Annotated in this window: 15 protein-coding genes and 1 pseudogene; 9 read left to right on the top strand and 7 right to left on the bottom strand. The window is 69.3% G+C overall.

Annotated elements, in window-relative coordinates; genetic code table 11:
• Window positions 1–100: 100 nt before the first annotated feature.
• Both OG254_RS23030 and OG254_RS23035 read left to right on the top strand, forming a co-directional pair.
• Window positions 101–838 (top strand): response regulator transcription factor, encoded by a 738-nt coding sequence (locus OG254_RS23030; protein ID WP_405584779.1) that lies wholly within the window; start codon window positions 101–103, stop codon window positions 836–838.
• On the top strand, window positions 835–2,268 hold the full coding sequence (locus OG254_RS23035) for a sensor histidine kinase (RefSeq protein ID WP_405584782.1): 1,434 nt from the start codon (window positions 835–837) through the stop codon (window positions 2,266–2,268). Before OG254_RS23030 ends, OG254_RS23035 begins: the two co-directional genes overlap by 4 nt.
• Before the next feature lie 22 nt (window positions 2,269–2,290).
• On the opposite strand, the gene OG254_RS23040 is transcribed toward OG254_RS23035, so the two are convergent.
• From OG254_RS23040 to OG254_RS23060, 5 genes are read right to left on the bottom strand one after another with little or no spacing between them, the layout of a single operon-like run.
• On the bottom strand, window positions 2,291–2,689 hold the full coding sequence (locus OG254_RS23040; protein ID WP_405584785.1) for a hypothetical protein: 399 nt from the start codon (window positions 2,687–2,689) through the stop codon (window positions 2,291–2,293).
• The gene (locus OG254_RS23045; RefSeq protein WP_405584788.1) at window positions 2,686–2,973 is read right to left on the bottom strand and encodes a hypothetical protein; all 288 of its coding nucleotides are present in this window, start codon (window positions 2,971–2,973) and stop codon (window positions 2,686–2,688) included. Before OG254_RS23045 ends, OG254_RS23040 begins: the two co-directional genes overlap by 4 nt.
• A 51-nt stretch (window positions 2,974–3,024) precedes the next feature.
• Window positions 3,025–3,240, bottom strand: a complete 216-nt coding sequence (locus tag OG254_RS23050) for a DUF397 domain-containing protein (RefSeq protein WP_405584794.1) — start codon at window positions 3,238–3,240, stop codon at window positions 3,025–3,027.
• Entirely contained in the window at window positions 3,237–3,440 is a 204-nt protein-coding gene (locus OG254_RS23055) for a DUF397 domain-containing protein (RefSeq protein WP_405584797.1), read from the bottom strand. Before OG254_RS23055 ends, OG254_RS23050 begins: the two co-directional genes overlap by 4 nt.
• Complete coding sequence (locus OG254_RS23060) at window positions 3,437–4,261, bottom strand: helix-turn-helix domain-containing protein (RefSeq protein WP_405584800.1); 825 nt, start codon at window positions 4,259–4,261, stop codon at window positions 3,437–3,439. Before OG254_RS23060 ends, OG254_RS23055 begins: the two co-directional genes overlap by 4 nt.
• A 307-nt stretch (window positions 4,262–4,568) precedes the next feature.
• Between OG254_RS23060 and OG254_RS23065 the strand changes: the two genes are divergently transcribed.
• From OG254_RS23065 to OG254_RS23085, 5 genes and pseudogenes are all read left to right on the top strand, one after another.
• Window positions 4,569–4,712, top strand: a complete 144-nt coding sequence (locus OG254_RS23065) for a hypothetical protein (RefSeq protein ID WP_405584802.1) — start codon at window positions 4,569–4,571, stop codon at window positions 4,710–4,712.
• Window positions 4,709–5,026 (top strand): hypothetical protein, encoded by a 318-nt coding sequence (locus tag OG254_RS23070; RefSeq protein WP_405584805.1) that lies wholly within the window; start codon window positions 4,709–4,711, stop codon window positions 5,024–5,026. Before OG254_RS23065 ends, OG254_RS23070 begins: the two co-directional genes overlap by 4 nt.
• Window positions 5,027–5,479: 453 nt before the next feature.
• Window positions 5,480–5,668, top strand: coding sequence for a hypothetical protein (locus tag OG254_RS23075; protein WP_405584808.1), 189 nt, complete (start codon window positions 5,480–5,482; stop codon window positions 5,666–5,668).
• A gap of 279 nt (window positions 5,669–5,947) precedes the next feature.
• On the top strand, window positions 5,948–6,805 hold the full coding sequence (locus OG254_RS23080; RefSeq protein WP_405584810.1) for a hypothetical protein: 858 nt from the start codon (window positions 5,948–5,950) through the stop codon (window positions 6,803–6,805).
• A gap of 79 nt (window positions 6,806–6,884) precedes the next feature.
• Window positions 6,885–8,955 (top strand): annotated as a pseudogene (locus OG254_RS23085) (pectinesterase family protein).
• Between the two features lie 7 nt (window positions 8,956–8,962).
• Here the strand turns inward: OG254_RS23085 and OG254_RS23090 are convergent.
• Window positions 8,963–9,343, bottom strand: a complete 381-nt coding sequence (locus OG254_RS23090) for a GntR family transcriptional regulator (protein ID WP_405584813.1) — start codon at window positions 9,341–9,343, stop codon at window positions 8,963–8,965.
• Complete coding sequence (locus tag OG254_RS23095; RefSeq protein ID WP_405584816.1) at window positions 9,340–10,095, bottom strand: hypothetical protein; 756 nt, start codon at window positions 10,093–10,095, stop codon at window positions 9,340–9,342. The genes OG254_RS23090 and OG254_RS23095 overlap by 4 nt, the downstream gene beginning before the upstream one ends.
• Window positions 10,096–10,334: 239 nt before the next feature.
• Here OG254_RS23095 and OG254_RS23100 point away from each other — a divergent pair, with 239 nt between their 5' ends.
• Both OG254_RS23100 and OG254_RS23105 read left to right on the top strand, forming a co-directional pair.
• A complete protein-coding gene (locus OG254_RS23100; RefSeq protein WP_405584819.1) occupies window positions 10,335–11,099 on the top strand; it encodes a carbonic anhydrase in 765 nt (254 codons plus the stop codon).
• Between the two features lie 127 nt (window positions 11,100–11,226).
• Window positions 11,227–11,538 carry a trypco2 family protein gene (locus OG254_RS23105; protein ID WP_351197482.1) on the top strand — a complete coding sequence of 104 codons (312 nt, stop codon included), beginning with the start codon at window positions 11,227–11,229 and terminating at the stop codon, window positions 11,536–11,538.
• Window positions 11,539–11,545 lie beyond the last annotated feature (7 nt).

Raw genomic sequence — 11,545 nt, forward strand, 5'->3', positions numbered from 1 at the left:
GTACGAGGCCGAGAACGTGCGAGGCTGAGAACGTTCCAGCCCGCTCAACCCGTCCCCCGACCAGCCCTCCCCTCCCACCGCACCCGAGGATCCCGAGCCCATGAGCCCCGCCGATGGCGACCGCGACCCCCAGCGCATCCTGATCGTCGACGACGAGCCTGCGGTGCGTGAAGCACTCCAGCGCAGCCTCGCCTTCGAGGGGTACGACACCGAGGTCGCGGTCGACGGCGCGGACGCCCTGGAGAAGGCGACCGCCTACCGGCCCGACCTCGTGGTCCTCGACATCCAGATGCCCCGCATGGACGGCCTGACCGCCGCCCGCCGCATCCGCGGCGCCGGTGACACGACGCCGATCCTGATGCTGACGGCTCGCGACACGGTCGGCGACCGCGTCACCGGGCTGGACGCCGGGGCCGACGACTACCTGGTGAAACCCTTCGAGCTGGACGAGCTCTTCGCCCGGGTCCGTGCCCTCCTGCGGCGCAGCTCCTACGCGGCGGCGGCCGGTGCGGGCCCGGCCGACGAGGACGAGGCGCTGACCTTCGCCGACCTGCGCATGGACCTCGCGACGCGGGAGGTCACGCGGGGTGGGCGGCCGGTGGAGCTGACCCGTACGGAGTTCACGCTGCTGGAGATGTTCATGGCGCATCCGCGCCAGGTGCTGACGCGTGAGCAGATCCTGAAGGCGGTGTGGGGCTTCGACTTCGAGCCGTCGTCGAACTCCCTCGACGTGTACGTCATGTATCTGCGCCGCAAGACCGAGGCGGGTGGTGAGCCGCGGCTCGTGCACACGGTTCGGGGCGTGGGGTATGTGCTGCGACAGGGCGGGGCGGAGTGACCAGGGTTCTACGCCGCTTCCGCTCGCTGCCGATTCGCTCGCGGCTGGCGTTGCTGGTGGCGGCGGCGGTGGCGTTCGCGGTGGCGGCGGTTTCGGTTACTTGTTGGTTCATTGTGCAGGGGAAGCTGTACGAGCAGCTCAACGGCGACCTGAAGGAAATGGCGCGAAACCCCGGCACAGTCGGCTCCCTCCTGCGGAGCTGTACACAGGACCCCCAGGAGAACACCCAGGTGTTCCCGGGCCGGAACGACTACGTCCAGGCGATCAAGGAGGAGGGCGACCCCTGCGCCGACCAGAACTCGCCGGGCACGATCGAGGTCACCGGCTCTGACCAGGACGTGATCAAGGCTGCGAACGGCAGCGAGGTCTACTTCCGCAACGGCACCGACAACGACGGCAACGGCGTACGCGTACTGACCCGGTACCTGGGCGTGGACCAGAACGACGGGAAGGGGGTGGCCCTCCAGCTCGCGGTCCCCCTCAAGGGCACCGAGTCCACCCTCAACGACCTCTCCCTCATCCTCCTCCTCGTCTCCGGCGTTGGAGTGCTCGGCGCAGGCGCCGCCGGCCTAGCCGTGGCCCGCGCCGGCCTGCGCCCCGTCGACAAGCTCACCGAGGCCGTGGAACACGTGGCCCGCACCGAGGACCTGAACGTCCGTATCCCCGTGGAGGACGACTCCGAGGACGAGGTGGCCCGGCTCTCCCGGTCCTTCAACTCCATGACCTCGTCGTTGGCCAGCTCCCGCGAGCTACAGCAGCAGCTCATCGCGGACGCGGGCCACGAACTCCGTACGCCCCTCACCTCCCTGCGCACGAACATCGAACTGCTCACCCGCAGCGAGGAGACGGGCCGCCCGATCCCGGAGGCGGACCGAAAGGCTCTCCTCGCCTCGGTGAAGGCGCAGATGACGGAACTGGCTTCGCTGATCGGCGACTTGCAGGAGCTGTCCCGCTCGGAGGGCCAGCGCGGCGAACGCGTCCAGGTGATCTCCCTGGAGGACACGGTCGAGTCGGCCCTGCGCCGGGCACGGCTCCGCGGCCCGGAACTGACGATCACCGCCGACCTTCAGCCCTGGTACGTCCGCGCCGAACCGGCGGCGCTGGAGCGCGCGGTGGTCAACATCCTCGACAACGCGGTGAAGTTCAGCCCCGAGGCAGGCACGGTCGAGGTCGCCCTGCACGACGGCGTCCTCACCGTCCGCGACCACGGCCCCGGCATCCCTGCCGACGAACTCCCCCACGTCTTCGACCGCTTCTGGCGTTCGCCGAGTGCGCGGGCGCTGCCGGGCTCGGGGCTGGGTCTGTCGATCGTGGCGCGGACGGTCGAGCAGGGTGGCGGCCAGGTGACGCTGGCCCGCGCGGAGGGCGGGGGGACCGTGGTGACGGTGCGGTTGCCGGGGGCGCCTACTCCGCCGCCGGAGGCGGTGTAGGGCGTTCAGTCGCACGCGGAGGTCAGTAGAAGCCGAGCATGCCCGGGGAGTCGATGTCGACGGTGAGGACGCCGGACGGATAGTCGTCCCCCTGGCCCGTCAGAATGAGCGACATGCCGCCGGTCTCCACGTGCGGCATCGCGACGTAGAGGGCATGGCAGGTGTCAGGGCCGCCCCAGCCGTCTCTGAACATCCCGCCGACCGTTGCCGCAGCCGTCTGGTTGAGCGGGTCGACCATGACGCCCGGGAGCGCGAGAACATCGCCGGCGGCGCCCTTCTCCGTCGACTCGGCAGACATCAGGCACAGCGCCGGGATGTGCAGCCAGTCGCCCGGCGTCCGGGCCATGTTGTTCGCAAGGTGATGCAGAGCGCGGTGCCCCCGCGTGAGCGCGACCACTGCGCTGGTGTCGAGAACGATCATGCCGCCATGCCTCGCTGGGCACGCATCTTCTCGGCGGCCATCGCGTAGATGTTGGCGAGCACGTCCGGCCCCTGGTCGAACTCCTCGTCGGTCAGCGTGCACCCCATCCGTTCACGAAGCACCTTGCGGGTTGCGGCGACACGCTCTGCGATCTGCTCGGCGGTGAGTTGCTGAGCTGCCAGCTCTTCGACGAGCTGTCCCAGAGTCATCCCGCGCTCCTTGGCGACCTGCGCGAGATGGTCGCGGGCCTGCCGGGACACCTGAATGGTCGTGTTCTCCGCCATGACTCCACCATAGGCGCGCCATAACCCTTCGGGTCCCGTTTCCCGCCCGGTTCACCCGATGGCGTTCACACCCGCCTCGCCCTTGACGTCCTCCACGAACGCCGACCAGGACGACGCAGCGAAGATCAGCGGGCGGGCCGTCGGGGTCTTGCTGTCGCGGACGGGGACTATGCCGGGGTGGCCGTCGGCGACCTCGACGCAGTCGTTGGCTCCCCCCTCGCTGTAGCTCGACTTGCGCCACACGGCAGTGCTGAGATCGGGGGTCACGCGGGCCCCTTCACGCCATGCACGAACGCGGACCAGGACGACGCCCCAACGACCAAGACGTCGCCTTCCGGGATCTTGCTGTCCCGGACGGGGACTATGCCGGGGTGGCCCTCGGCGACCTCGACGCAGTTGTTGTCTCCCCCGTCGCTGTAGCTCGACTTGCGCCAAACAGCGGTGCTGAGGTTGGGGGTGCGCTTCATGATCTGTGCTCCTCCAGTACGTCCCGGATGAACGCGAGCGAGTCCGACGGTGACAGCGCCAAGTCTCGGAGCCGATCGTAGGACAGTCGGTGCCGCAGGACCCCGTCCGGTTCCTCGATCAACTGGCCCCAGTCGTTGCCTTCCTTGTAGGCAACGGCGCTCCCATCGCCCTGCCAGAGCAGGGTCAGCGACCCATTCATATGGTGGTGCGCGCCCGCCGAGAACGGGAGTACTTGCAAGGCCACGTTGGGCCACATCGCAGCGGCTTCAAGATGTACCAGCTGGTCGGGCCATGTCTTGCCACGGGCCGCGGGGCGCCGAAACGCGAACTCGTCCATGATGATGCGGACTTCGGGCTCAGGCTTCTGCCGTAGGAGGTACTGCCGCCCGAGCCGTGCCGCCACTTGCTCCTCGACGGCCTCGTCGCCGTCGGCTGTTGTCTGAGCCCCAGACAACACCCCCCGCGCGAAGTCCTCACTCTGGAGAAGCCCGGGAATCCCCAGCGTGAACTTCCACATGATCCGGGCGGTCGCCTCCAGCTCCATGAACCTCTTGTACTGGTCCTTGAAAGCGTCCAACCGCGCTGCGTTCCAGTGCCGAACCAGCAGGTCACCGGACCCGTAATACCCGTCCAGGTCCTCCATCACCGTCACCTTGGACAGCCGGTCCCCGGACTCCAGTCGACTCAGATAGCTCTTGTCGTAGCCAGTGTCATCGGCCAGCTGGCCCAGCGTCTTCCCCGCCTTCTCCCGAAGGAACTTCAGCGTCCGCCCCAGTACAGCCCGCCCCGACTCCCGCTCCCCGTCAACGACTTCGCCCACATCACTCCTCCCCGTTGCCTGGCGCGCCAGACAACACCGGACCCCTTCCGCAGCGTACGCCGCACCTGTGACGATCGAGACACGAACGGTAATCACCGCTCGTCAGACCCCTGCCATGCCAAAACCCCCGCGGCCGATGCTGCTCGGCCCGGGGGCGTGGCCGACGCGAAACCAGGAAGGCGCCGACATGCGCGAACGTACCGCCCGACTCATCGAATCGCTACTGCTTGCACTCGTACGGGCGTTACTCCCAACCCAGGGACGACACCGAGCAGCCCCGCCCCAACCCCCGCCCACCCAGCGGCCGTTGGCCGCACCTCCCCGCCACCTCGCCCGCGTATGCCCCTGCGAGCGCGAACGGATCCTGCAACGCCGCCGCACCCACTGGCTCGCCGCCTACGGCATCGACGCCCGCCCGCGCCGTATCCACGGAGAAGAGGTCTCCGCATGAGCGTCACCGAAGAGCCGCCAGCACCGGACACCTGCGAACTCCGCCTCCTGCCCTGGACTGCCCCCAACGGCAAACCCTGCTACCTCAGCACCGACAGCGACCACAGCAGGCTCTCCCTGCTCGCCGACGACATCGAGGCGGCCCAACTGGACTCGGGTGAACAGGTACTCGTCGGAGCCAGAGCCGTCCTCGCCGACACCAAGGCAGGCGAACGCGCCGTGCGCTTCGCGCTCACCCGCGCCGCGGAGTCTCTGGAGGACGTACTCCGAATCGCGGTCAGCCGCGGCGCACGCATCTCCGGGAGCCAGACGTAGGCGCTCTGGTCGGCCGTTCGACCGAGGCGCATGGGGGGGCCAACTTCGGCGACCAGTTGGCGCAGTTGCTTACCTAAAGCGGCCGGGAAGGTGATCCACTTCCCGGTCGATCCCTCATACGCTTGAGGCGAGGGGGAGCCATGTTAAAAAATTTCGCGTTCGAAGATCGCCCTGTGGATCGCCCTGGGCATCGTGTTCACGGCAAGTGCCGTCTCGCTGCTTGTCGTGGCGGCGTTGTCGGGGTCGAGTGGGACTCCCAACGCCGGTGGGTCGTCGACCAGTTGGTACACCCCCGAGCCGGCGGAACCGCCGACTTACGGAGAGCCGTCCGATCCAGGTCAGGGGGCGAGCGACGGAGCGACGGCGGCGCCCACCGAAGAGCCGACCGTGGATCCGAGCGAGCCGGTCCACGCGACCGTGGGGCCATCCGCGCTCCCGACCCCGGTCCCCGTGATGACCCAGACCATCGTCGCCGTGAACCCGGGCGGTGGCGACGGCCCCGGCTCACTGATCGCGGCCTTCGGCTCCCTGCTGAGCGGTGCCGCAGCGGTCGGCACCCTGCTCCACGCCGTCCACCTGAGCCGCCAGAACCGCAGCGCCACGGCGACGGATGACGACCCGACTCCGGCGCCGACCCCATGAGCACCTGACGGCACGGCGGCACGATCGGGACGATCCGCCTGCCCGGCGCGGCCGCGCCACCGCCGGAAACGCCCTGACAGGACGGCTGGGAGCCAGTCGGGGAGGCCTGCGTAGAGACCTGCTTTCAGCCAAGCCCCGCCGCCCCCAAGTTGCTAAACCTTCAACTAACCCTGTTATCTTCCGATCACTTCTGATGCGGCTGGGTCCCCTGTGACGCCTTCGTGCTCACTGCTGCCGGCATCGCCCCCACTTCACGATCAGAAGAGCAGGAGCATGCCCATGAGCCTCGCGCTCAAGTCCGCCCTGAAGAAGGGCGTCCTGACCGCCGCCTCCGCCACTCTCGCCCTCACCGCCCTCATCACCGGCGCCGGCACCGCCCAGGCCGGACCGGCCGGCACCCAGAACATCCGCGGCGTCGACCCGGGCGACACCGACCGCATGCTCGACCGGCTCTGCAGCCAGGAGACCAGCCTGACCGGGGTCTACGGCGCCCTCAACATCGACACCGGCGAGTTCAAGACCCGCGACGAGTACCTGGACGACGTCCTCCCTCTCTGGGAGCCCATCGGCCCGTGGGAGACCTTCCGCGGCTGGTGCGGCTATGCGCATGCCTCCACCTGGTCCATCAAGGGCGAGCCCGTCCGCACCTCCGAGTGGACCGGCAACCACGGCACGACCGAGGACAAAGTGACCTTCGTCAGCGGCTACAGCACCAAGACGTCCGTCAAGAAGAGCGTCGGCGCCAACATCAGTCTCTCCCTCGCCAAGAGCATCTTCTCGGGCACGGCGGGCGGCAGCTTCAGCTACGAGTGGGGCTGGGAAAAGACCTCGTCCTTCGAGCGCCGCAGCGAGAAGTCCATCCCGCCGTGCACCCAGGTCGCGACGACCTGGACGCCGTACCAGCGCGTGGTTCGCGTCAACCCGGTCTTCTACGTCGAGGACTACGAGTGGAACAAGACCGGCGAGGACCGCGTCACCGCGCACACCTGGCGCGGCCGGGACGCGAGCTGGAAGACGATCTATTCGCACGGCTACTACATCGACGGCGTCTCCGACAAGCTCCTCCCCAACGGCCAGCCCGACGGCCGTGAGGACAAGTGGCAGGAGAACCTCGACCCCAAGTCCTGCGCCAAGTAGAGCGGTTCAGGGCGGCAACCTTTCCGTGCGGGGCGGCGACCGGTCGTCGGACCATCCCCCGCACGGAACGGATCGCCTTATGAGTGAGCAGCACGGCAAGGCCCGGCACCGCAGAAGCCGCAAAGCCCTGGCGGTCGGGGTCCCCCTCGCCCTGACCGCCGCCGGCACCCTCGCCTACGGCACCGACCTCGGTCTCCTCGGCTCCGGCGCCCAGCAGCGCGCGTCCGCCGCGACCGCCGCCGTCCCCGGCTGGGCCACCGCCACCGCCGACGGCTTCCGTCAACTCCCTGGGGCAGAACGGCACTTACGGCGGCCGGGACGGGCAGATCGTCACCGTCAGGACGCAGGCCGACCTGGAGAAGTACGCGACGGCCGCCGAGCCGTACGTCATCGTCGTCGCGGCCACCATCAACATGAACCCGGTCGGGAAAGAGATCAAGGTTCGGTCCGACAAGACCATCGTCGGGTCCGGGACCTCCGGGCACATCGTCGGCGGCGGCTTCTTCCTCGGCTCCGGTGTGCACAACGTGATCATCCGGAACCTGACGATCCGGGACGCGTACCAGGGTGTCTGGAACGACAAGGAGCACGACTTCGACGCGATCCAGATGGACGGCGCCCATCACGTGTGGATCGACCACAACGATCTGCGGCACATGGCCGACGGGCTCATCGATGTCCGCAAGGACAGCACGAACGTGACCGTCTCCTGGAACAAGCTGAGCAACGACAACAAGGCCTTCGGGATCGGGTGGACGGACAACGTCGTCACCGACATCACGATCCACCACAACTGGATCCGCGAGACCGAGCAGCGCAACCCCTCCACCGACAACGCCGCCCACGCGCACCTCTACAACAACTTCCTGGAGGACGTCGCCGGCACCGACATCAAGTCGTCGTACGGCAACTACTCGCGCGGGAGGACGGCGATGGTCCTGGAGAACTCCTACTTCCAGGGCGTCAACAACCCCGTCATCAAGGACAGCACCGCGAGCATCGTCCAGAAGGGCAACACGTTCGTCGGCACCAGCGGGCGCAACGAGAGCGGGGGGACGGCCTTCGACCCGAAGTCGTACTACGGCTACACGCTGGACAAGACCGCGGATGTGCCGGCGCTGCTCAAGTCGGGCGTGGGCCCCCACAGTTCGATCGGTACGACGGCTGCGACGGCTGCTACGAAGGCGGCGGCCACCACACTCACCGTCGCCAAGGACGGCAGCGGGCAGTACAGGACTGTGCAGGCCGCCGTGGACGCCGTACCCGCGAACAACGCCTCCCGTGTCGTGATCGCCGTGAAGCCGGGCACGTACCGCGAGGTCGTCAAGGTCCCGGCCGACAAGCCGCACGTCACCATCCAGGGCACGGGTGGCAGCCGCAAGGACACCGTCATCGTCCACGGCAACGCGGCGGGCATGCAGAAGCCGGACGGCTCGGGCACGTACGGCACCCCCGGCAGCGCCACGCTCTCCGTCCAGTCGGACGACTCCCAGGTCCGCAACCTGACCGTCACCAACGACTTCGACGAGGCCGCGAACCAGTCCCTCTCCGGCCATCAGGCGGTCGCGCTGCTCACCACCGCCGACAAGGTCGTCCTCGACTCGCTGATCGTCAACGGCGACCAGGACACCCTGGAGCTGGAGACCGCCGCCAAGGACAAGCTCGGCCGTGTCTACATCGCCAACTCCTACATCACCGGCAACGTCGACTTCATCTTCGGCCGGGCCTCCGCCGTCATCGACCGCTCGGTCATCACCCTGAAGAAGCGCTGGAACGGCACCTCGGCGGGATACGTCACCGCTCCGAGCACTCCGGGGGACCGCAAGGGCCTGCTCATCACCCGCTCGACGGTGAACGGCGACGTCTCCGCCGGCAGCTTCTTCCTCGGCCGTAACTGGCACCCGGGCGGCGACACCACCGTCGACCCGCAGACCACGGTCCGCGAGACCAGCCTCAGCGCGGCCGTCAAGTCCACGCCCTGGTCCGACATGGGCGGCTTCTCCTGGAAGGACGACCGGTTCGCCGAGTACAGGAACTCCGGCCCGGGCGCGGGCAGCGCGAGCAGCGACCGCCCGCAGCTGACCGATGCTCAGGCCGCCGGCCAGGAGGCCGCGGACTGGCTGGGCGGCTGGGCGCCGTCGGCTTCCTGACGTCCGCTCAGGGCTTCTCCAGAGCCTCACGGACGGCCGTCAGGATCGCTTCAGGAGTGGCACCCAGGGCGAGGGCCGCGGAAGCGAAGTCCCGTGTCAGGGACGTGAGTTGAGCCGGGTCCACCCGCTTCGGACCGGACGGGAGCGCCGCGACCCGGGTGCCCGCGCCGCGCCGGGTGCGGATCAGCTCGGCGGCTTCCAGCTCCCGGTAGGCGCGGGCCACGGTGCCCGGTGAAAGACCGAGGTCGGCGGCGAGCTGGCGCACCGTCGGCAGTCGTTCGCCCTCCGCCAGCTGTCCGGTGACGATCAGAGCGGCGGCCTGGGCACGGATCTGTTCGTACGGCGGCACCGGGCTGGTGGTGTCGACGCGGAGGGTCGGACCGGTCACCGTCGGACCGTCTGGGGTGCCACCACCGTGAGCAAGGACCAGGCCAGGGTGGTCAGGGTGAGCAGTCCCAGCGGAACGAGCGGCACCAGGGCGGCGGTGCCGAGCGTGCCGTCGCAGGTGGCGCTCGTCAGTGCGCCGCCGACCATCACGACCGTGCCGATCAGCTGGGTCGAGACCAACAGCCCCCAGGCCGCGGTGATCACCGCCGAGCGGTCCCGCCGCTGCTGTTCCTCGCCGGGGCGGTGCGCGATACGGCGCAGGGCCCAGGTGCACGCGGCGGTTCCGACGGCGAGGGAGGCGAGGATCGGGACCGCGTAGAAGATGCCCGGCCAGGGGCCGTGGCTCTCGGTCACACCGCCGCAGGTGACGGTGAAGGCCCGTCCCGCCCGGCCCAGATCGTCGGGGGAGGCCATCGGGATCGTGACCGCGAGGAGGAGGACGAGGGCTGCGGCCTCAAGGAGCAGGAGAGAGGCCATGCGGCGTGGCACCTGGTCGCGCACCCGGCGCGGGGTGAGACCCGCGGTGCGGACCGCTTCCCGAGGGCGGGGGGTGAGGGCGTCGCCGAGCATTGCCCCGCCGACGGCACACAGGCCGAAGGCCGTGAGGGCGTAAAGGATCCCCGCACCGAGATCGCCGGCGTCCATGGTGGCCAGTTGCTGAGCGGCCACGGCGCCTGCGGCCAGGCCCGCCCAACGGGCACAGCGGTCCGCACGGGAGCGGAGCCGGGATGCGGGCGGGACGGTGTCGAGCATGCGGGGACCCCCATGGTTTGTATCAAGCGGTGAGTACAAGATCCCGTGATCGGGAACTTGTGTCAAATGCTCGATACAAGTCAGGGGAGGGGGAGGCTTCGCGGGCCGGGTCAGGAAGGTCAAGGCGGGCGCGGGAGAACACCAAGAGCGGACCAAAGGTCGATCATGGCTTCCCCGCGCCCGGCCATGATTCAGTAACGCGAACGCTTGTCCGGTCATTCGAGCGTACGTTCCTGGCCGTGAACGCTGATAGATCCGTCGGCGCCCAGCCGACCGCATCCGCCCGCACGCGGTTCGCCCCTGCCTCCCCCGCCCGCCGCGCACTCCTGCGGGCAGGGCTCACCGGAGCCGCGGCACTGGGGGCCACCGCCGCCCTCGGCACGGCTCCCGCCTCCGCCACCCCCACCTCCCGCCGCCGGCCCGGCACCCCCGAAGAAGCTCTGCGTGAGCTGGCCGCGGGCAACCGGCGCTGGCGCACCTTCCGCCAGCAGCACCCGAACGAATCGCCCGCCGTCCGCCAGAGCCTGACGTCCGGTCAGCACCCGTTCGCCCTCGTCCTCGGCTGCATCGACTCGCGGGTCCCGCCGGAGCTGGTCTTCGACCAGGGCCTGGGTGACCTGATGACCGTGCGCTCCGCCGGCGAGGTCCTGGACGAGGCCGTACTCGGCAGCGTGGCCTACGGGGTGCTCGAACTGGACATCCCGCTGGTGCTGGTGCTCGGACACCAGTCGTGCGGCGCGGTGAAGGCCGCCGTCGCGGCGGACGAGTCCGGCGAGCAACTGCCGGCGCACATCCAGTACATAGCCGACCGCATAGCCCCGAACATAGACCGCACCAAGGAGGGGGACGCCCGCGTCGACTCGACCATCGACGCCAACGTACGGGCCGTCCGCGCCGCCCTCGCCGCCGAGCCCGACCTCGCCGCGAAGGTGTCCTCCGGCGAACTGGCCATAGTCGGCGCCCGCTACGAACTGACCACCCAGCACGTCCACCCGATCACCTGACGACCGAGGGCGCCCTGAGGCCCGGGTGTACTCGGCGTACTCGGCGTCAGCCAAAGCCGAGCACGCCGGGTCGCCGGGTCGGGCCACTATCATCATGGCCACATCAGGCTGACCGACGGGGGACGCGGTGGAGATCAGACTCGCGGACGCGCTCAGGGCACTGCGGAACGAACTGTCCCAAGCCGCCCTGGAGGCCGACGGCCAGCCGGTCCGCCTCCACGTCGAGACGGTCAACCTGGATCTCCAGGTCTCGGTCACCGACAGCCTGGAAGCGGGCGGCGGAGTGAAGTTCTGGGTGCTGTCGGCCGACGCGAAGGCCGCCGGCAGCACGGCCGTCACGCACACCGTCTCCCTCCAGCTGAAGGCCGAGACAGCCGACGGAGGCCGGCTCCTCACGGGCTCCGACCCGGCCGACCGGCTGCACCTGACGGACGAGTGACCGGCCG

Origin of the sequence: Streptomyces sp. NBC_01092, assembly GCF_045039535.1 — a bacterium.
GTDB lineage: Bacteria > Actinomycetota > Actinomycetes > Streptomycetales > Streptomycetaceae > Streptomyces.

Coding starts and splice junctions, on each gene's coding strand:
- OG254_RS23080 (WP_405584810.1), top strand. CDS start 5,948: ATGAGCCTCGCGCTCAAGTCCGCCCTGAAGAAGGGCGTCCTGACCGCC.
- OG254_RS23055 (WP_405584797.1), bottom strand. CDS start 3,440: ATGAAGCGCACCCCCAACCTCAGCACCGCTGTTTGGCGCAAGTCGAGC.
- OG254_RS23095 (WP_405584816.1), bottom strand. CDS start 10,095: ATGCTCGACACCGTCCCGCCCGCATCCCGGCTCCGCTCCCGTGCGGAC.
- OG254_RS23070 (WP_405584805.1), top strand. CDS start 4,709: ATGAGCGTCACCGAAGAGCCGCCAGCACCGGACACCTGCGAACTCCGC.
- OG254_RS23030 (WP_405584779.1), top strand. CDS start 101: ATGAGCCCCGCCGATGGCGACCGCGACCCCCAGCGCATCCTGATCGTC.
- OG254_RS23040 (WP_405584785.1), bottom strand. CDS start 2,689: ATGATCGTTCTCGACACCAGCGCAGTGGTCGCGCTCACGCGGGGGCAC.
- OG254_RS23075 (WP_405584808.1), top strand. CDS start 5,480: ATGACCCAGACCATCGTCGCCGTGAACCCGGGCGGTGGCGACGGCCCC.
- OG254_RS23045 (WP_405584788.1), bottom strand. CDS start 2,973: ATGGCGGAGAACACGACCATTCAGGTGTCCCGGCAGGCCCGCGACCAT.